Below are 21,067 nucleotides of genomic sequence, written 5' to 3' on the forward strand. Positions count from 1 at the left end.
AGGCGCCATCCTCCAGCGAGTGGCCCTGGATCGTGACCATCTGGTTGATCGTGCAGTTGTCGCCGATCGTCACCAGCGTCTTTTCCGGTATGCCGCTGCCGTCGTCGAACAGCTTCCTGCCGACCTTGACGCCCAGCAGCCGCCAGATCATCCCCTTGAACGGCGTGCCCGAGAACAGGTCCAGGTAGAAGACTTCACTCAGTTTCCAGAAACGCTCGTGCTTCCAGTAGTAATCGTCGTAGATCGAGCAGGACTGCGGCCGCAGTTTGCGGAAACCCATGCTGGCGTGCTCGAGCAGGGCATAGTACGCGACCGTCAGGACCAGCACGATCATCGTGAAGTCGAGCAGAGCGATCCAGCCGGACTCGACGTACTGGTCCATCTCGACGGCGGCCAGCAGGGTGACCAGATGCACGAAGAACCATTGCGAGCCCAGGTACAGGAATATCGTGACGGTGTTGGAGATGTTCTTGCGGAACAGGCGGTCCTTGAAGGTCGGGCCGTCGCGGTAGTGCTCCAGTTGCTTGTCGCGGACGACCGACCGGGGGATCTCGAAACTGGGGGACCCGAGCAGCCCGACGTCTTTCAGCTCCGGTCCGCCGACCGGCACCATCGTCTTGGTCCCGAGCAGGCAGTTGTCGCCCACCTTGCTGCCGGCCGGGTAGAAGACGTTGTTGCCGATGAAGCTGTCGGCGCCGACCGAAACCTTCCTCAGCCTGAAGGAAGAGCTGGAGATGTCGGCGTTGATCATGGAAAAACCATCGGAAATCAAGGTTCCCTTGCCGATCTCGCAGAGGAAAGGCGTGTCGTGCTTCTGCTCGACCCCGAAGTTGGAGCCGGTCTGATCTTTCAACGATATCTTGTAGCCGATGGCCCGCAGGTAATAGATGATATAGGAGCTATCGCCGAACAGGAGATTGAAGAAGTATGAGTTGCTTCTGCTTGAAATCGCCCGGTGAACCAGGAAGTGAAAGCCATACAGTGGATATGTCTTTCCTTCCGTCATGAACAGGTTGAGCAGTCTCGGTATCGTGACGATGCTCAGCAGGCCGAGGACGATCAGGCCGAAATAGGTGCCGGCCGAAACCTGGATCAGGATCAGCTGGAAACCGGGGTCGGTGAAATTGGCGCCGACATGGGCCGCGACCTCCGTCCCGGTGCCGAAGCCCAGCCATACCAGCAGAGAGTCCAGGATCACGAGGGGCAGCGGCAGCGTCAGGCCGAACAGGACGACCGCTTGAGCGGTGGAGAACGCCGCCCGGCGGACGATTCCGCACGGCATCGGCTCGACCGACAGGTAATCGTCCGTCGTCTCCCGCGCGGGCGAGCCGTGATATCGCTTGCCGTCGGGGATAGCCTGTCCCTGGTGCAGCGACGACGAGTGCCCGAGTTGCGCGCCGTCGCCGATGCTGGTCCCGATGTCCAGGACGGTCGCCTCGCCGATGAAGGCATCCCGGCCGATCGTGATCCTGCCGGTCTCGATCAACCCCGCGCGCGCCCGGTAGCCGACCAGATTGCTGTCCTTCTTGATGATCGTGCCGTCGCCGATCGACAGAAGGTCCGGGCAGACCGGAACGACACCGGAGAAGATCACGACGTTGCGGCCGATCTTCGCCCCCAGCAGCCGGAGATAGACGTTGTAGAGCGGGGTCCCGATGAACATGACCATCGGGTTGATCTGGATCATCCGCTTGATGAGCCAGAAGCGGAAGTAGCCGAGGCTCCAGATCGGAATGCTCTCTTCCCGCGACCGGCCGACGACCAGCCATTTGACCGCGATCGGGAGGGCCGCCATGGCGAGGAACATGCCCGAGCCGAAGGCGACGGACCGGAGATAGGTGTCGGTGACCGAGTGCGTCGCGGAGATCCAGATATATCCCTGGACGAGTCCAGCGGTCAGGGCCGTCGAGTAGACGAAATAGAAGATCAACTGCATGCCGCCGCAGAGCCAGTAATCGAGATCGCCGGCGACATGGACCGGCTCGGCCGGTGCCGCTGGGGCTTTCCTGTGGGCCTGGGTGGTGAGGAAGGCCGCGAAGTCCCGAGGCGTCGGATGCAGGTATACCTCCCGCATGGACACGTCGGAATAGTTCAGTTTCTCGCGGATCCGGGCACAGAACCTTGCCATCAGCAGGGAATTGGCGCCGAGATCGTTGAAGAAATGGTCGTCCATCGAGACCCGCTCGAGCTTGAGCAGATCCATCAGGGTGCACGCTATCTCGGCTTCGGTGTCGTTCGTCGGCGGGATGCAGTCGGCTTTACGGACGCTGTGACGCGGTCCCGACGGCGGCGGCAGCCTCTTGCGGTCCACCTTGTCGCACGGGAGCATGGGCAGCGCGTCCATCCTCTCGAAGAAGGCCGGCAGCATGTAGGCGGGCAGGTCGCTCCGGATGGTCCCAAGGATCGTTTCACGGTCGAGGTGGTCCACGTCATGGCGGAGCGTGTAATAGGCCACCAGCTCGACCATGCCGGGTTCCGGCTGGAAGGTGCCGACGACGGCCTGGGCGATCCCCGGCACCCTCATGATGACGGATTCGATCTCCGCCAGCTCGATCCGGTAGCCCCGGATCTTCACCTGGGCGTCGAGCCGGCCGAGATATTCGATCTCGCCCTTGTCCGTGATGCGGCCCAGGTCGCCGGTCCGATAAATCCGCCCGGACGGGTTGTCTTCAAGCCCGAGGAAGTCCGCGATGAAGGCCTTGTCGGTCAAGTCGGGCCGGTTGACGTAGCCGCGCGCCAGCCCGATGCCGGCGATGCAGATTTCTCCGATGCCGCCCTTCTCCACCCGCCGGGGTTCGTCCGGGGCCAGGATCAGGATCTTGTATGTCGGCAGCGGCACCCCGATCGTGACCGGCTTGTCCGGGACGAGCATGGTCCAGGTGGCGGTGACCGTCGCTTCCGTCGGACCATAGACGTTGAGGAAGGTCCTGCCCTGGCTGTACCAGCGCTCGACCAGGTTCTGCGGGCAGGCCTCTCCGGAAACCAGGATGAACCGGAGCGAGGGCAAGTCGTCGTCGAGGGTGGCGAGAAGGGTCGGCACGCAGCACAGTGCCGTGATCCGCCGGGTTTCCAGGAATTGGGAAAGGTCGCGCCCGACGAGGCTGGGGCCTGGAGGTGCGGCTACCAGCGTCGCTCCGGAATACAGCGGGACCCAGATTTCCTCGACCGAGAAGTCGAAGGCGATGGTCATGCCCTGGTAGACGCGGTCATCCGGCATGATGCCGTAGACCTCGGCCGCGACCCTGACGAAGTTGCAGATGCTGCGATGCTCGACAGCGACGCCCTTGGGCTTGCCGGTCGAGCCGGAGGTATAGATGATGTAGCAGAGGTCGTCGGTCGGGGACTCTGCAAGAAGATCGGGGGCGGAAAGATCGGGTGCGGCGGACTCTTCCCGGTCGATCGCGGTCCGCGCGTCGTCCAGGCAGATCACGTCGGCCGCCAGGGTGTCGAGATGGTCGCGCAGGCTGGCGGTCGTCAGGACGAGCCTGATGCCGGCATCCTCCGCGATGAAGGCGATCCTGTCTTTGGGAAATCCCGGATCGAGCGGCACATACGCGGCATTGGCCTTCATGACGGCCAGCATCGCGGCATAGGCCCAGACCGACCGGCTGAAGAGGAGGCCAATCCTGTCGCCCGGCCTGACGCCCGAAGCGATCAAATGACGGGACAGCCGATTGGCTTGGCGCTCGAGGTCGTCGAAGCTCAGTTCGCCGTCCTCGGCGATGACCGCCACGCGGCTCCCGACACCCGTTTCCCGCAGCAGGGAAAAGCGTTTCTCAAACAAGTGATCGAGGCGCTCACCCGGCTGCCATCGGATATCGAGGGGATAGCCTGGACAAGTCAAAACCTCTTCCGGGTCGCTGAAAGTAAAATCGGCTCTTGTACTGTATGCGTCTTCGTCACCAGTAAGCGCGAAGCGCTCAAGAGCCTGCTCAGTCTGGTTCATGATATAACCATCAGCCTTTCTTGTCAGCTTTGAGCCTGGAATGGTTCAGAGCCATCGAACCAGGTGCCGGGAAGCGGCGGCGCAGTGCAGCGCCGCCGCAAGCGAAGCTCAGGCGCGAACGCATCGATGGGGTCGGATTGAAAAGCTCTTCAGGCGGTCAGGCGGGCCGGTGCCGGCGTGATGGCCTCACTCGGCAGCGGCGGCCGCGCGATCGGTGAGAGCGGCATGGATGGCGGATTCCAGGACATCCAGCCCGTAATCGAGCAGATCATCGGGCGTGGTGAGCGGCGCCAGGATCTTGACCACTTCGTCGTAAGCGCCCGAAGTCTCGATGATCAGGCCGTCCTCGAAGCAACGGCGGCAGATCGCTTCCGCCAGTTCACCGGACCCGACGTCGATGCCGATCATCATGCCCCGGCCTTTGACGCGGGAACCTGGGATCAGGTCCGTCATGGCGGTGAGACGTTCCCCGACATGCCTTGCCTTATCCAGGATGCGGCGTGAGAAGATGTCGTCGGACCAGAATTTACGGAGAGCGGCCTGGGCTGTGACGAAAGCGTGCGTGTTGCCCCGGAACGTGCCGTTGTGTTCGGCAGGCCGCCAAAGGTCGTGCTGCGGACGGATCAGCAGCAACGCCATGGGCAGGCCGAAGCCGGACAGGGATTTAGACAGCGTGACGAGGTCCGGGACGATGCCGATACCTTCGAAACTGAAGAACGTGCCCGTGCGGCCGCAGCCGGCCTGGATATCGTCCACGATCAGCAGGGCGCCGTGCAATTGGGCCAGATGCGCGATCTGCCGCAGCCATGACGGCGATGCCGCGTTCAGCCCACCCTCCCCCTGTACCGTCTCCAGCAGGATCGCCGCCGGTGAGTCCAGGCCACTGGACGGATCGCTCAGCATCCGCTCGAGAATTTCCGCGGTGTCGATATCCGCGCCTAGATAACCGTCGAAGGGCAGCCTCGACACGCCACTGTGCTGGGTCGATGGCCCCATGCGGTGATACCGGTTGCCGGTAGCGGCCAAGGCGCCTTGCGTAACACCGTGGAAGCCATTGGTGAAGGCGACGACGTTGTTGCGACCTGTAACCTTGCGTGCAAGCTTCAAGGCGGCTTCCACGGCATTGGCGCCGGTAGGACCGGTGAACTGGACGCGGTAATCGAGACCGCGCGGGTTCAGGATCAAGGACTCGAAGTCTTCGAGGAACCGTCGTTTCGCCGTGGTGAAAAGATCCAGACCATGAGCGATGCCATTCCGGCCGATGTGGTCGAGAAGAGCCTGCTTCATGTCCGGGTCGTTATGGCCATAGTTGAGCGATGCGCAACCTGCCAGGAAATCGACATATTGCCGACCGGATTCATCGGTGATGACGCTTCCAACCGCCTTATCGAAAACTGCATCCAGTCGCCTGCAATAGCTGCGGACATTGGATTCGCGGCGGTTAAAGATCATGTCGTTTTTCGCGAGTGTTGCCGTAGACATTATCGTTCTCCTACCCCAGCATTGGCTAGTGGGGTTTCATTTTATCTGATTGGGGTGATCTCAAGACGTTTGCGTTTTCAGGATTATCCAGAAAACCCGCAATCGACAAGAATACCGCAGTTTTACCTGAAGATCCGACCATAATGTCAGCATCTATTTGGTAGATATGCGTTAGCTTAGACCATCTCTTCCGGACAAAGCAGACACGCTTGAAGCACCGAAATCCATAGCAACGCCGATCGAGACTTTCAATGGAACGGAACGTTCACTTGACCTCTATTTCCACCTTTTTGTGGTGAGGCATCGATCGGATTTAACCAACCAAGATCATCTACTTAGAGCGGTAGAACTAAACTAACCTCAGACGCTTTCCCACTCAACGTTCATTTAGTTGATTGTTCTTTTAGGCAATGGATCGCAGCCTCCTGGATAAGTGTGACTTAGCCGTTATACCAGCAATGAAGGCGGGAATATGTGAAGGAGAACACCATTCTAAAATCTGTCTTCTGTAAATTTTATTGCTCGACATAATGCGAAATAATGCGCCATCTTCAAAGGAACGGATCTTATGGAGGAAAATCGACAAGGTGTATTACTTACGTGTTGTATGCCAACCGGTGAGGACTCATACATCTTTAACATAATGGATATACACCTGAGACCTGGTCAGTACATTGTCTATACACAAGTCAACGAGGACCTTTTTCAACTTAAGGCTTGATATTGAAAGTATTGGGTTGCTACTCGATTAGACTAGTCATAATTTGTAGGTCTTCATTCCCTTTCATATCGTCTGATACCAACGGCAATAAACATTGACCGGTCTGGAGCGTTAGATGTCGGGCTGAAGAGGCCCGACCTACGCCAGCGTGCTTTGCCAACACTTGGTTTTGTAGGTCGAGCCTCTTCAGCCCGACCTCCTTGCCGGAACTCACCGGTCAATCTTCAATGCCGTTGATATGAGTACGATGGCCACCGAGCCGAAGCGATTGCCCTACCAGCGCTGGATCGCGGTCACCCCTATCATCATCTATCTGGCCTCCTCTTCCGTAAAAGAACGCAAACCGGTCGTTTCCGCCTTTGGCCGACGGAACCGCTTCCGTTGCCAAGGTCTCCGCAGTTCTACAGTGTCGGTGTGGCCATCTCGCGGATTTAACCTGTGTTAACATATCACCGTATTTTCGTCTGCCAGACCGATGCCGGACACGGTGAGACAAGCCTTGGCGTTGCCGTACGCGTAAACGCAAGAAGCCGAAGGGAAGCCGCTTCTATCTATCCAGCTTCCCGTCCGATCGCGACTTGAGAGAGGTGTGGACTATCGGCAATACGGCAGCGCTCCACCGATCGTTTTTCACGATCCATTCACGCCGCCGATCACGGAGCGCTGACAAGGGGCGGGTAACCTGATCTCATATGAAAGACCTTCTCCTGGAGTTACCGCGCCATGGGCCTGAACGATATGCACGGCGAACCCGTCTCCACGTCGGACCGCCATTCGCTCGACCGCTTCGAACATGCTTCCACCCTGCTGAGCGGCTTCTTCGCCGATCCGCTGGCCGTGATCGACGAAGCGCTTGAAGAAGATCCCGCCTTCGTGATGGGCCACTGCATGCGCGCCGGGCTGATGCTGATGGCGGCCGAGAAGAGCGCCCAGCCGGAACTGCGCCGCAGCGTCGAGGCCGCCGAGGCGCTGGCCTCCGCCGCCAACGATCGCGAACGCGGCCACACCACCGCCGCCCGTGCCTGGCTGGACGGCGATTTCCACAGGGCGGCCGAGCTTTACGGGCAGGTGCTGCTGGACCACCCGCGCGACCTTCTGGCGCTTCAGATCGCCCATCAGATCGATTTCTTTACGGGAAACACCGCCATGCTGCGCGACCGCCCGGCGCGCGTGCTGCCGCAATGGGACAATGCCACGCCGGGCTACGGCTATGTGCTGGGCATGCAGGCGTTCGGGCTGGAAGAGAACAACATGTTCCGCCGGGCGGAGGACATGGGCCGCCACGCGGTGGAATTGACGCCGCGCGATCCCTGGGCGATCCACGCCGTCGCCCATGTCATGGAGATGGAGGGGCGGCTTGCCGATGGCATCCGCTGGTTGACCAGCCGGGTGGACGACTGGGCTCCCGACAACATGCTGGCGATCCACAACTGGTGGCATCTGGCGCTCTATCATCTTGACCATGGCCAGATCGACAGGACGCTGGACATCTACGACCGGCATATCCTGCCCCGGCCGGGCGGTCCCGCCATCGAACTGGTCGACGCCACCTCGATGCTATGGCGCCTGCACCTGCGCGGTGTCGATGTCGGCAACCGCTGGGGCACGGTGGCCGAGAGGTGGGAGCCGATGGCCGATGACGGCTATTACGCCTTCAACGACATGCACGCCATGATGGCCTTCGCGGCCGGCGGCCGCGATCATGCCGCCCGCCGCCTGATGGCTGTCCTGAACCGCCGCGCATCGGCCCCCGGCAGCAACGCCGTCATGACGCGTGAGGTAGGGCTGCCCGTCTGTGCCGCGATCCAAGCCTTCGCCGACGGAGACCACGATCTCGCCGTCGACCTGCTGCTGCCGGTCCGCGCGATCTCGCACCGGTTCGGCGGCAGCAACGCCCAGCGCGACGTCATCACCCTGACCCTGATCGAGGCCGCCCTGCGTGGCGGCCAAGCCAAGCTGGCCCGCGCCCTGACCGCCGAGCGTACCGACTTCAAGCCGTCGAGCCCCTTCAACTGGACCCTTGCCGCCCGCGCCCTGGATGGCGTCGGCGATGCGTCTGCAGCGGAACGCGCCCGCCAGCGCTCGGCCCGGCTGAGCGCCTGAACCGGCATCGTCATCGTATTGGAAACGGAGGATAACCATGTCCCGTTCGATCCTGCACGCACTGCTCCATACCGGCCTGATCACCGCCGCCATGCTGTCGCTGTCGGGCCAGACGACCGCCCAGACTGGCACCCAGACGAATACCCAGCACCAGGGCATGCACCATCAGCCGATGAAGGTCGAAACGAAACCCTTCGCACCGACGGCCGGCGCATCGTCCACCGCCGTCTATGACGATCTGTCCAACGTGCCGCTTTGGCCGAACCTCGGCACCGTCAGCTATCGGGTGACGACCGCGTCGCCCCTGGCTCAGCGGTATTTCGACCAGGGACTGCGGCTTGCCTACGGCTTCAACCACGCCGAAGCGCGCCGCGCCTTCCGCAAGGCGCAGCAGATCGATCCCGATTGCGCCTTGTGCCATTGGGGCGAGGCGATGGTCCTGGGGCCGAACATCAACGCGCCGATGGAAGCGGAAGCGGCCGCTCCCGCCCTGGCCGCCGTAACGCGGGCCATGGCGCTGGCACCGGCTGCCCGTCCCGATGAGCAGGCCCTGATCGAAGCGCTGGCACGGCGCTACGCAGCCGACCCCGCAGCGGACCGCCGTTCGCTCGACGCGGCCTATGCCGAAGCCATGATGGACGTCGCCAAGCGCTATCCCGACGACGCCGACATAACCGTACTGACAGCCGAAGCGCTAATGGACCTGTCGCCGTGGGACTACTGGCAAGCCGGAGGCGCCGAACCGAAGGGGCATACGGCCGAGATCGTCCGGATGCTGGAAGCGGTCATGGAACGCAACCCTGACCATATCGGCGCGATCCACTACTACATCCACATGGTCGAGGCATCCGACCGGCCGGAACGGGCCGTGCCCGGCGCCGACCGGCTCGCATCGTTCGACCTGGGGGCCGGCCATCTCGTCCATATGCCGTCGCACATCTACTACAGGGTCGGGCGGTACCTAGATTCTCTCCAGGCCAACCGGCGGGCGGTCGCGACCGACGAGGCCTATCTTGAAAGCATCGGCACGGCCGGCATCTATCCGGGTGCGTATTTCCCGCACAACATCCATTTCTTGATGGCGTCGGCGCAGATGGCGGGCGACGGTCCGACGGCGGTGAGTTCGGCGGAGAAACTCCAAGCGACGGTCACGGACGATGCGGCGCGCACGGTCCCCTGGGTGCAACCGATCATGGCGGCACCCTATTTCGCCCACGCCCAGTTCAGTCAGCCGGACGCCATCATGGCGGCGCCGGCGCCGTCGGACGAGTTCCCCTTCGTCAAGGCTATGTGGCACTACGCCCGAGGCGTCGCGCAGGCCAAGGCCGGGGACGCGGCGGCGGCCGGCAAGGAAGCCGACGCCATTTCTGCGCTTGAGCGGACGGCGGATTTCAGCGGGCTGGAAAGCGCCGGCGTCCCCGCCGCAACCGTGCTGGAGTTGGCGCGCCACGTGGTGCGGGCGCGGATCGCCCAAGCCCGGGACGACAATGGCGGCGCCATCGCCGAGTTCACCGCCGCGGCGGAGCTTGAAGGCAAGCTGCCCTACATGGAGCCGCCCTTCTGGTACTATCCGGTCCAGCAATCCCTTGGCGCGGCGCTGCTCCGGGCAGGCCGCATCGACGAGGCCGAGCAGGCTTTCGCCACCAGCCTGACACGGGCGCGCAACAACGGCTGGGCGCTTTACGGCCTGATGAAGGTGCATGAGGCGCGCGGCGACCGCGAAGCGGCCAAGGAAGCCGCCGCCAGCTTGGAGCGCGCATGGGCCGGCGACCCCGGCATGCTGGACCTCGCGCGGCTGTAGGGGTACCGCAGACTTCGCTGGGGCACCCGCAGCGCCTCGCGACCCGCCTCACAGCCTGCTCAACGCCTCGTCGATGCGGGCAGTATGGCGGACCATGCGGGTGGCGCGGCAGGTATCCAGGACGCGCGTCAGGCCGTAGCACAGTTCGTTGCCCTGTTCGCCCCGTCCGGAGCGGGCGAGCAGGCGGCCGCGCGTGACGAACAGGGTGCTCCATGGGAGAGGTTCGGGACTGGCGAAATCCTCCAGCCGGTCGGCGTAATGGTCGGCCGCCGCCCAGTCGCCCATGTCCAGCGCCACCTCGATCGCTTCGCGGTAGAAGATGAAATGGTTATGGCTGACGCTGCCTTGGGCAAGCATCGCAGTCCCCTGGTCGAGAAGGCGCCTGCGCTCGTCAGGCCCGTCGTGCGCCCGCGCCAGCAGGGCCAGGACGCTGGGTCCCAAGTAGCCGATACCGGTCTGGACGGCCAAATCCATCGCCCGCGTCAGCAGGTCCAGCGCCTCCGTCCGCCGCCCCTTGTACAAGGCCATCCGGCCAAGCCCCATCAGGTTCTCCGCCTCGAACCGCAGGGCTCCGAGCTGGGCGGTCAGGGCCTGGGCGCGGGCGTAGTGGGACAGACAAGCCTCCTCGTCGCCAAGCTCGCTCATCACTTCCGAAGCGACGACATGGCTGACCAGTTCCGCCCGCCTGTGCCCGATCCTCGCGGCGAGAGCGATCGAGTCCCGCGCCAAGGCAAGCGCGGACTCCAGATCGGTCATGAACAGGCGCGTCACGGCGTCCATGTAGAGGTTTTCGACCTCGATCCGGGGCAGTTCCCGCTCCCGCGCCCGCCTGACGCAGCGGGAGAAGTATCCGTGCGCCGTGATCATCCGTCCGCGCAGGTAGCACGCGTCGCCAAGCCCGCTCAGCGCGTGAATTTCCAGATCAGGCGCGTTCGCCCGCCGCGCCCATTCCAGTGCCGCTTCATGCTCGCGCAGGCAACCGTCGAGATCGCCGCGCGGGAAACAGAGGTTGCCGCGCAGGTGATGGATGTGGAAGCGTTCCGCTACCAAACCGGCTCGCATGGCCGCTGCTTCGGCATGATCGAGCGCATCCAGGGCGCCGGTCAGGTCGTCGATCACCCGCATGCCCGCCGCCAATCCGAACCACGCGCGGCAGCGTTCCTCATCGGTTTCGCCAAGGTCGCGCGCCGTTCGATAAGCCGAGATCGCGGGCCGGATCGATCCCAGCGCTTCCAGCACCTCGCCGTCAAGACAAGCCAGCGCGAAGCGTTCGGCGCGAGCGCAATCCAACGCCAGTCCGCGCTTGATCAGCGACCGCGCCCGTTCGAAACGATAGCCGGCAATGTGGAACCGGGCGGCCTCGAGATAGGCTGCGGCGGCCCTGTCGTCGCCGGCACTTCCCAGATGCTCCGCCCGCCGGACGATGTCGCGGCTGGCATACCAGTCGGCGGCGCGGCGGTGCAGGTCGTTCCGGCGTGAGCGCAGGAGCGAGTCATGCACGGCCTCCTGGACCAGCGCGTGCGCGAAGAGGTATTCCCCGCCGGCGGGACCACCGGCCGGACGGACAAGCGCCTGATCCAGCAGGACCGCGACGTCATAATCCCGGTCGTCCAGCAGGTAGCGCAGCGCATCCAGGTGGAAACGCTGGCCCAGCACCGATGCCGCCTGAAGCGCCTGCCGGTCCTTGGCCGTCAGGGCGTCCGTGCGCGCCAGGACGATGCAGTGGATGGTGTCCGGCACGGTGCCCGCCGCATTCCGTGCGCGCAGCAGCTGTTCCAGGAATAGCGGATTTCCACCCGACCGCGTAACGCAGGATCGTGCGAAATCCTCGTCGTCCTTGACGTAGGCATGCGCCAGCGCCTCGGCTTCGGCAGGGCGAAGGGGGCCGAGATCGATCGTCATAACAGGCACGCCGCCGGCGGCGGCCCGCCACGCGGCGTCGATCGGATCGCCCTGGATGCGGGTCGTCAGCATCAGGACGACCGGACATTCCGCCACCAGGCCGGCCAGCATGGCGAAGTAGGGATGGACTTGCGGGTCGGCCCAGTGGATGTCCTCGAACGTCAGGACCAGCGGCCGGACCGCCGCGACCTTCCTGACCAGCTCGGCGATGACGGCCCTGCGGCCAAGATCCCGCGTCGCGTGATCCAGGGCGTCATGGACGGGGCGAAGTTCCGGCGGCATCGGCTGGTCGAGCAGCGGAGCGAGGTGAACGCGGTGTTCGCCGGCCAGAAGCCCCTCGGCGAACAGCGAACCGGCGCGCTTCTCCAGTTCCGCCACCAGCGACCGGACCACCGCCTTGATCGCGTCCTGGCCGCAGCCGACGCCGAAATCGAGCACGGTGCCGGTCACGCAGGCGAACCCCTGGTCGCCGGCCATGCGCTGGAATTCCTCGACCAGCCGCGATTTGCCGATTCCGGCCTCTCCCCGGACATGGACCACCATCCCGCCACCGGCGCCATCGCCGGGACCTTGATCGGCCTCACGGCAAGCGGCGAGCAAGCCATTGAACTGGTGCAGTTCGGCACGGCGGCCAATGAAAGGCCGGGAAGCCGAACTCGTTCCCGCCGTCCTCAGATCGTGCAGGCGCCACGGCGGCCCATGCGTGCCCTTCAAGTCCAGCAGACCGTCAAGGGCTTCCCGGACAGCCTGCGATATCAGGATCTCCCCCGGTTCGGCCAGCATGGCGAGCCGACCGCCTTCCTGTACGGCGGCCCCCGTGAGCATGAGGTCCGGTCCGCCATCGACCATGACCAGACCGCAGGCGACACCAGTGCGGGGCGGCTCTCCGCCTTCCTCACTCCTCAGCAGATCGAGCGCGGTGCGGACCGCCCGTTCCGGATCGTTTCCGTGGGCACGCCTCGCACCGAATGCGGCGAACACCGTGTTTCCGACGTGCCGGTACAGGTCGCCGCCATAGTTCCGCACGGTGGTGTCGATCCGGACAACCGCGCCGGCCGTTCGCCGGTGCATCTCCTCCGGATCGTGGTCCAAAGCGCCGGTATCCGCCAATGCGACGCAAAGAATGGCGGCGACGCGCAGTTCCGGCACGGGTGGGCAGGCTGCCGGCGGCGGTGTCTCGGCGTCTTGCATGCGCGGTGCCGGTGCCGGTGCCGGCACCGTTCCGCCCCGGTCGTCGCGGGCGCGCCGCCGTTCCCGGATCTCCCGCAGAAGCGCCTCCGTTTCCGGTTCGGGCAGGACGCCCAGCTCGCGCTCCAGCACGGACCGGCAGGTCTGGTACTGCTTCAGGGCGGCGGCGTACCGCCCCTGCCGGACATAGAACCTCATCAGGGCCCGGTGTGCCGGTTCGCGCAGGGGATCTAGGGCGAGAAGCCGCAGGGCATGGCGGATGCCGGCTTCACAACCGCCCTGCTCCAGTTCATGGTCGAGCAGCTTTCCGAGTGCGCCCTGCGCCAGTTCACGCAAGTGCTGGCGCTCGACCTGAAGCCAGTCCTCGAACGCCGCCGATCTCGACGGCGTAGCTTCGAACAGGTCGCCGCGATAGAGCGCCACGGCCCGGACCAGCATGGCGGGAGAGCCGTCGGCAACCGCCCGCTGAAACTCCGCCACGTCGGTCACCAGGGCTTCCGCCGGGATGCGAAGGCTGTCGCTGTCCGTGATCGGCAGGGGCAAGCAGCGGCGCAGGAGAGCCAGCGCCTGCCTCAGGCTGCTGCGAGCCAGGGTATCTGGACTGTCCTCCCACAGCAGGGTCGCGATCTTGTCGCGCGGGTGCGGCCGATCCGGCCGCAACGCCAGATAGGCCAGCAAAGCCATCGGCTTTCTGGCAGTCAACGGAACCGGCGACCCAGCGGGCGAATAAAGGTCGAATCCGCCGAGCAGGTCGAGGCGATAAGCCTCCACGGACTGCTCCCCGCGCATGAATGCCAAGGTCAAGGATAATCAATGTTGCCACTCCCGACCGCCGGCTACCATTAAAATCAGACGAGCGTCCGGTCAGCGGCTCTGCATACTCTTTCTTTCACAACAAGGTTTATGCCCATGATCCGCAGGATTGGCTAGACCGCCCCACCTATGCGGCCTCTCGACCTAACCACTTAGTCAGTCAGCATAGAAAATTACTTTGATTTTTATCTAAAATCGTATTGAGTTAAGCCTCTTTCGCGGCAAATATGCCCTACACCAAGTGCTCAGCACGGCACCAAGCCGTGGAGCCAATAGTAGTTAAGAACAAACACTGGATTGTCCGGCGGCGCATAGAGACTATACGAACGGATATGCGATCACTGGAGACGCTATGTTGTCCACTCCCAACTTTCAGGTGCCTGGATGATTGCTGATACACTTGCCGATGCCATCTCTGATGATCGCAGCCTGACCGGCAACTTGGCGGATGCCTCCTTGCGGCCAGCCTACCCGAGCCGCGCCGATGCCGAGGAAGCCGTGCGCACGCTGCTGCTCTGGGCGGGTGACAATCCCGACCGGGAGGGGCTCTTGGGGACGCCGGACCGCGTCGTGCGCTCCTACGAGGAGTTCTTCGCCGGCTACAAGGTCGACCCGGTCGACCTGTTGCAGCGGACCTTCGAGGAAACCGACGGCTATGACGAAATGGTCGTCCTCAAGGACATCCGCTTCGAGAGCTACTGCGAGCACCACATGGTGCCGATCATCGGCAAGGCCCATGTCGCGTATCTGCCCCGGCACCGCGTCGTCGGCATCAGCAAGCTGGCCCGCGTGGTCGATGTCTACGCAAAGCGCCTCCAGATCCAGGAGAAGATGACCTCCCAGATCGCCAATACCTTGGAAGAGGTTCTTCAGCCCTTGGGCGTCGCCGTCGTACTTGAAGGCGAGCACCAGTGCATGACCACACGCGGCATCCATAAGCCCGGCGTCAGCATGGTGTCCAGCCGCATGCTGGGCGCATTCAGGACCGATCCCGCGACCCGGCGGGAATTCCTCGACCTGATCCGCTCATCCTGATCTTTTCGGCCTGAAGAGGGCGCTTGCCCCTTCCACACGAACCTGCTCCACCGGCGGTTCCCGTCCCCTGAACATCGAAGGATCTCCCGATGCGCCTGTCCAGCGTAGCGCTTTGTGCCGCTCTTTTCCTGGGTGCCATGGCCACTGCGGATCTCCTGACGCCGGTCGCGCCGGCTCAGGCCGCGGAATTCCCCGTGCTCCGGATCACCGTGCCGAAGACCGGCCAGAACCACGAGATCGTCTTCGACCGTGCCGGGTTCGAGGCGATCGGGACGCGCACCGTCAAAACCTCCACGTCCTGGACCGACGGCGTGGTGGAATTCGAAGGGGTCCTGATTACGGACGTGCTGGCGAAAATCGGCGCCGACGGAGTCAAGTCGGTCCGCGTCGCCGCGATCAACGACTACAGCTACACGATCCCGTTCAAGGACGTTAAGGATTACCCGGTTATACTAGCATTCAAGATGAACGGCAAATACCTGACACCCCGCGACAAGGGACCTCTCTGGGTGATCTATCCGCGCGACGAGTTTCCCGAACTGAACACCAAGGAGGTGGATCACCGGATGGTCTGGCAGGTCAACGCCATGACCGTGCAGTAAGCCAGACGGGGCAACCATGAATCCGGGCACCCTGAAAAAAGGCAGGCGGAAAGCCGCGCGGGGAGAGCGATGAGCAAACTACTCTCCATCAACGGTGCCCGCATCGTCCTGTGCCTGCTCATGGTCGGCGTCATGGCGTCCATGGCCACCAGCATCGTCAAGCTCAGGAAATACGAGGAGATCGGGCGGATAGAACTGTCGGATACGACGTGGCTGGTAGCGCAGACCCGGTTCGAGTTCTTCCGGTTCGCGTCCACGCTCGACCTCTTCGCACAGCCGGGTTCCGACGTCACCAAGATGGATCTGCTGCAACGCCTCGACGTGCTGTGGAGCCGGCTGCCGCTCTTCGTCGAGGGACGGGACAGCCAGCGCTACGCAGCGGTGCCCGGGTTGCAGGAACTGGTGTCCGGGCTCATGGCGATGCTGAGGGAGATCGAACCCGTACTTCATGAGCTTGGCAAGGGCGAGATCGACGCCTATCGAACGCTGCGCCAGCGTTTCGACCAGAAGGCGAAGCCGCTCGACGACCTGATCGTAAGCGCCCTGGTCCGGGACGAGGGCAAGTCGATCTTCGTCAATACGCAGCTCGAACAGGTGCATTTGGAATTGAACATGTCGCTGGCCGGCCTTCTCGTCAGCGGCCTGGGTCTGATCCTTCTGCTGTTCCGGGAGAACCTGTCGGTTCATCGCGCCGAGGCGCTGGCCAAATCGGCCGTCCACCGCTTGCGGGTCGCGATCGACAGCATCGGCGACGGTTTCGTCCTGTTCGACGGCGATCACCGGCTGGTTCTGTGCAACAGGCAGTATCAGGAACTACACGCTCCCATTTCAGACCTGTTCGTTCCCGGCTGCCGGTTCGAGGATATCCAGCGCGCCCTGGTCGATGCCTGGGTGATTCCGGACGCCTATGCCGATCCCGACGGCTGGCTCGCCGCGCGCCTGGCCCAGCACCGCAACCCGCGAGAGGCATTCGAACTTGCGCTCAGCAAGAACCGCTGGGTCCGCATCAGCGAGAGGCGCACGCAGGACGGCGGATCGGTGGGCATCGTCACGGACATCACCGAACTGAAGCAGCGGGAATTAGCCCTTCAGGAGGCCAAGGACCAGGCCGACCGCGCCAACAAGGCGAAGACGAGCTTCCTCGCCAATATGAGCCACGAGTTGCGGACACCCCTGAACGCGATCATCGGCTTCTCCGAGATCATGGCCAGTCAGCTCATGGGACCGCTGGGCAGCGAACGCTACAGCGAATATGCCCAGGACATCCACCAGAGCGGCAGGCTCCTGCTGTCCCTCATCAACGATATCCTGGACATGGCGAAGATCGAAGCCGGCCGGCTCGAACTGTCGGAGGAAGTGGTCAGGCTCGACGGGGTGACCTCCGACGTCGTCCGGATGCTCCGGCACCGCGCCGCCGAAGGCGGAGTGGAAATCACCTACGAACTGCCGGCCGGCACATGCCTGGTGCGGGCGGACGAGCGGCTGCTGCGGCAGATCCTGCTCAACCTCCTTAGCAACGCCGTGAAGTTCACGCCGTCAGGCGGGCGGGTCACGGTCACCCTCGTCCATGATGCCGCCGGCGGGCTGGAGGTGCGGATCAGCGATACCGGCATCGGGATAGCACCCGAGGATATCGACAGGGTGATCCAACCCTTCGTCCAGCTGGAGAACCATTTGCAGCGCCGGTACGAGGGAACCGGCCTTGGCCTGTCCCTGGTCAAGGCCATGGTCGAACTCCATGGCGGATCCTTCAAGCTCCTGAGCGAAGCGGGCGCCGGGACGACGGCGGTCGTCACCCTGCCGCCCGAACGCGTCGGCGGTGGCGCTCCCGCCGTCGCTTTTCCCAAACAACCAGAAAGGAGGATGCGAAATGACAGGCTTATCGCATCTTGAGGCCGACGTCAGGCCAGCCGCCACGCTGCGCACCGGTACGTCCCAACGCCCGGGTCCGCTAGCCGGCAAGCCGATGTCCATCCGGGATTTTCCCCAGTCGCCGGCCGGATCGCTGTCCACCGTGCTGTCCAATCTGCCGCTTGGCGCCCGGGTGCTCGATATCGGGTGCCAGGGCTGGACGGTCGTCCACCGGGCTGAGTCGCTGGAGCGCATGGACCTGCGCCATTCCGGCTGCGACCTGGACGAGGGGACGGGCGTGATCCATGGCGAGTTCCGCAGGGCCGACCTGTGCCGCGAGCCATTGCCCTGGGAAGACGACCAGTTCGACTGCGTCGTGATGAGTCATGTGCTGGAACACCTGACCAACCCGCACGAGGCTTTCGGGGAAGCCGTCCGGGTCTGCCGGCCTGGTGGGACGATCTTCGTGGAAACTCCGTCGGACCGGTCGGTCCGGTGGTCGTTTCCCTGGGCACAGCACCTCCACCTGATCCTGTCGTACTGGGACGATCCTACCCATGTCGGGCGCCCCTTCACACCCCAGGCGCTGTACCGCATGTCGATCTACTGGAGCTGCATTCCGTTGGTCACCCGATACGACCAGCGGCTGATCGACATGGTTCTGCTTCCCCTGCTGCTGCTCAAGGCGCTGGTCACCCGCGATGTCGACTCCGGTATCGCCGCATGGTGGCGCGCCACCGGCTGGTGCTGCTACGGCGTCTTCAGCAAACGGCAGGATGTCTCCGGCAAACCGCCCATGAACTACTTCTCCTTCAAGGGGGTGCGAGCCCGCACCCTGGATATCGGACAGGGCTGACTCTGTGGCCGGACTCGTAGCTTCTTCAGCAAAGACTTCTTCAGCAAAAACTTTCTGGCTGGGCATTTTCAAGCATCTCGTCTGTGCGGCCCTGGTGGCCGGCGCCGGACTGGGCGGGTGGTACTGGTGGACGGCGGCACGCTTCATCGAGACAACGGACAACGCCTATGTGGAGGCCGACATCTCGGCTATCAGCCCGCAGGTGTCCGGTTACATCCGCGACTTGCCGGTGGAGTCGAACCAGCCGGTCAGGAAAGGCGACATCCTGGCGGTGCTGGAAGACGAGGAATATGCCGCGAAGGTGCAGGAGGCCTCGGCGGCGGTAGGATTGGCCACGGCGGCCGTTGCGACCGCGGCGGCGCGGATCGCCCAGGCCGTCGCGTCGGTGGACGCGGCCTCCGCAGCGGTGGCGTCCGCCGAGGCGGAACGGACCAGAACGCGGCGCGACCTGGAGCGGTCCGCCGTCCTGGTCACCCGCGAAGGCGTGTCGCGGCGGCAATACGACGAACGCGAAGCCGACGCCCACAAGGGCGATGCGGCCTATAACGGCGCCGTCGCCGCACTGGCGGCCGACCGGAAGAGGATACTCACGCTGGAAGCGGAGATGCGCGAGGCCTCGGCCAGGGTCCAGCAGGCGGAGGTGCGGCTGAGGCTGGCGCGGATCGATCAGGAACGTACGGTCGTCCGGTCGCCGGTGGACGGCGTCGTCGGGAATCGTGGCGCGCAGATCGGGCAGTTCGTCCGGGCCGGCACCCTGATGATGGCGGTGGTGCCGCTGGATACCGTCCATATCGTCGCCAACTTCAAGGAAACCCAGCTCAGCCGGATGAAGATCGGCCAGCGCGTCCGCATCACCGTCGACGCCTATGCCGAGAAGGATCTTTTCGGCCGGATAGAGAGCTTGGCCCCGGCCAGCGGCTCCCGCTTCAGCGTGCTGCCGCCGGACAACGCCACCGGCAATTTCACCAAGATCGTCCAGCGCGTCCCAGTGCGAATAGCGCTGGAGCCCGAGAACAGGCAGGCGGGCATCCTGCGGCCCGGACTTTCGGTCGAAGCTTCCATCGATACGCGGGAAGCTGACGACGGAACGGCACCCGCGTTCGGCGCCCTTGCCTCCCCGTTACCCGCCGCAGCACCGGTGAACGGGAAAGCGGCACCATGACGGCGGTCCTGCCGGCCGGACCGCGAAAGGTCCTGCCTTTCCTGTTCCGGCGCACCGCACCGCCGGCTTCCCTGCCGAGCAGGACCGATCACAGCATGCGGCAGAGTCTCGGCTTCTACGCCATGGTGGCGGGTCTGTTCCTGGCGATCGTCGACACCCAGCTCGTCACCAGCTCGATGAAGGAGATACAAGGCGGTCTGAGCGCCGGCCTTGATGAGATCGGCTGGGTCCAGAGCGCTTATCTGATCGGCGAAATCGTCATGATAGCGCTGGCCGGAACGCTGTCGCGGGCGGTCGGGACGCGCCTGCTGTTCACCTTGTCGGCCATCGGCTTCGCGGTCGCGAGCCTCCTGTGCGGCATGGCCTCGTCGCTGGGAGAGATGACGGCGGCGCGCGCACTCCAGGGATTCTTGGGCGGTGCCATGATCCCGACGCTGTTCGCCGCCAATATCCTGATGTTTCCGCCGGCAAAGCAGGTGCGCATGACGGTGCTGATCGGTCTGGTCGCAACGCTGGCCCCGACGATCGGTCCGGCACTCGGCGGGATGGTGACGCAGGCGCTGTCATGGCGCTGGTTGTTCTTCATCACGGTCCTGCCGGGGCTGGCGGTGGCATGGGCGGTCTGGCTGCTGGTCGATATCGACAAGGGCGACAAGGCGGCATTGCGGAACTTCGACAGCTTCGGCGCCTCGCTGCTGGCCATCTCGCTGGGCAGCCTGCAATACGTCCTGCACGAAGGGCCGCGCCTGCAATGGCTGGACGACGGCAGCATCAGGGCGCTGCTGCTGGCGGCGGCCCTGGCAGGCGCGCTGCTGGTCTGGCGTTGTCTTTGGCAGCCGGCGGCGATCCTGAATCTCGGCGTCTTCCGCAATCGCAACTTCACCCTAGGCTGCCTGTTCAATTTCGCGCTGGGAGCAGGGCTGTTCGTCGGCGATTACCTGATGGCCCAGTATCTCGGCCGGGTGCGCGGCCTGAACAGCGAACAGATCGGCTACACCCTGCTGGTGACCGGAGCCTTCGAGGTGCTGGGGGCGCCCGTTTCCCTCTGGCTGGCGACGCGGGTCGATCCGCGTTATGTGCTGGCGCTGGGATACGCCCTGTTCGCATCGGGGCTCTATCTGGCGACGGGGATGACGGCCGACTGGGACTTTGACGAGTTGTTCTGGTCGCAGGCCGTACGTGGTTTCTCGCTGATGCTCTGCTTCGTCCCAGTGACCGGACTGGCGCTGGGGACGCTGTCGGCCGGACAGGTGCGAGATGCCAGCGGACTGTTCAGCCTGACTCGCAACTTGGGCGGAGCCATCGGCCTTGCCTGGGTCGCCACCGCTTTCGAGGATCGCACCGTGCTGCACCGAAGCCGGCTGGCGGAAAGCCTCGACGCCTTCGATCCGCAGGTCCAGGACCGGCTGGCCGGGATCGCGGCGGAGCTTTCGGACGTCATTCGCCAGGACCCGGACTTGGCGGCCTTGCGGGTCATGTCCGATATCGTCAACTTGCAGGCCGAGGTCATGGCGTTCAACGACCTGCTGCTGATGCTGGCGGGCATCATGGCAGTAGCGGTGCTGCTGCTGCCCTTCGTCCGGCGGACGGCTGCCGCATAGGAAA

12 protein-coding genes are annotated in these 21,067 nt (G+C 64.0%); 9 read left to right on the forward strand and 3 right to left on the reverse strand.

Annotated features, from left to right (window positions below):
- A partial coding sequence (locus tag N826_RS15050; protein ID WP_052831303.1) for a Pls/PosA family non-ribosomal peptide synthetase occupies positions 1 to 3,733 on the reverse strand: 3,733 nt, incomplete at its 3' end.
- Between N826_RS15050 and N826_RS44195 the strand changes: the two genes are divergently transcribed.
- Positions 3,680 to 3,979: a hypothetical protein gene (locus N826_RS44195; protein ID WP_169789354.1), complete on the forward strand. Its 300-nt coding sequence runs from the start codon at positions 3,680 to 3,682 to the stop codon at positions 3,977 to 3,979. The two genes, N826_RS15050 and N826_RS44195, sit on opposite strands and share 54 nt — an antisense overlap.
- Positions 3,980 to 4,132: 153 nt before the next feature.
- On the opposite strand, the gene ectB is transcribed toward N826_RS44195, so the two are convergent.
- Positions 4,133 to 5,398, reverse strand: a complete 1,266-nt coding sequence (gene ectB, locus N826_RS15055; RefSeq protein ID WP_244619578.1) for a diaminobutyrate--2-oxoglutarate transaminase — start codon at positions 5,396 to 5,398, stop codon at positions 4,133 to 4,135.
- Positions 5,399 to 6,872: 1,474 nt separating this feature from the next.
- On the opposite strand from ectB, the gene N826_RS15060 reads away from it, so the two are divergent.
- Together N826_RS15060 and N826_RS15065 are read left to right on the forward strand one after the other, a co-directional pair.
- Positions 6,873 to 8,252, forward strand: a complete 1,380-nt coding sequence (locus N826_RS15060) for a tetratricopeptide repeat protein (protein WP_044430153.1) — start codon at positions 6,873 to 6,875, stop codon at positions 8,250 to 8,252.
- Between the two features lie 37 nt (positions 8,253 to 8,289).
- Positions 8,290 to 10,053 carry a tetratricopeptide repeat protein gene (locus N826_RS15065; RefSeq protein ID WP_044430156.1) on the forward strand — a complete coding sequence of 588 codons (1,764 nt, stop codon included), beginning with the start codon at positions 8,290 to 8,292 and terminating at the stop codon, positions 10,051 to 10,053.
- A gap of 48 nt (positions 10,054 to 10,101) precedes the next feature.
- Here the strand turns inward: N826_RS15065 and N826_RS15070 are convergent, their stop codons facing one another.
- Positions 10,102 to 13,914, reverse strand: a complete 3,813-nt coding sequence (locus tag N826_RS15070) for an ATP-binding protein (protein WP_169789355.1) — start codon at positions 13,912 to 13,914, stop codon at positions 10,102 to 10,104.
- 426 nt (positions 13,915 to 14,340) lie between these two features.
- Between N826_RS15070 and folE the strand changes: the two genes are divergently transcribed.
- From folE to N826_RS15100, 6 genes are all read left to right on the forward strand, one after another.
- Positions 14,341 to 14,991 carry a GTP cyclohydrolase I FolE gene (gene folE / locus N826_RS15075; RefSeq protein WP_084720768.1) on the forward strand — a complete coding sequence of 217 codons (651 nt, stop codon included), beginning with the start codon at positions 14,341 to 14,343 and terminating at the stop codon, positions 14,989 to 14,991.
- A gap of 89 nt (positions 14,992 to 15,080) precedes the next feature.
- Positions 15,081 to 15,593, forward strand: a complete 513-nt coding sequence (locus tag N826_RS15080; protein ID WP_044430158.1) for a putative pterin-binding protein — start codon at positions 15,081 to 15,083, stop codon at positions 15,591 to 15,593.
- Positions 15,594 to 15,662: 69 nt separating this feature from the next.
- Positions 15,663 to 17,486 (forward strand): sensor histidine kinase, encoded by a 1,824-nt coding sequence (locus N826_RS40035; RefSeq protein WP_052831309.1) that lies wholly within the window; start codon positions 15,663 to 15,665, stop codon positions 17,484 to 17,486.
- Positions 17,464 to 18,300, forward strand: coding sequence for a class I SAM-dependent methyltransferase (locus N826_RS15090; RefSeq protein ID WP_084720769.1), 837 nt, complete (start codon positions 17,464 to 17,466; stop codon positions 18,298 to 18,300). The genes N826_RS40035 and N826_RS15090 overlap by 23 nt, the downstream gene beginning before the upstream one ends.
- A 94-nt stretch (positions 18,301 to 18,394) precedes the next feature.
- Positions 18,395 to 19,462, forward strand: a complete 1,068-nt coding sequence (locus tag N826_RS15095; protein ID WP_063772260.1) for an HlyD family secretion protein — start codon at positions 18,395 to 18,397, stop codon at positions 19,460 to 19,462.
- On the forward strand, positions 19,459 to 21,063 hold the full coding sequence (locus tag N826_RS15100) for a DHA2 family efflux MFS transporter permease subunit (protein ID WP_084720770.1): 1,605 nt from the start codon (positions 19,459 to 19,461) through the stop codon (positions 21,061 to 21,063). Before N826_RS15095 ends, N826_RS15100 begins: the two co-directional genes overlap by 4 nt.
- Positions 21,064 to 21,067 lie beyond the last annotated feature (4 nt).

The sequence above is a fragment of the Skermanella aerolata KACC 11604 genome (assembly GCF_000936425.1).
GTDB classification, from domain to species: domain Bacteria; phylum Pseudomonadota; class Alphaproteobacteria; order Azospirillales; family Azospirillaceae; genus Skermanella; species Skermanella aerolata.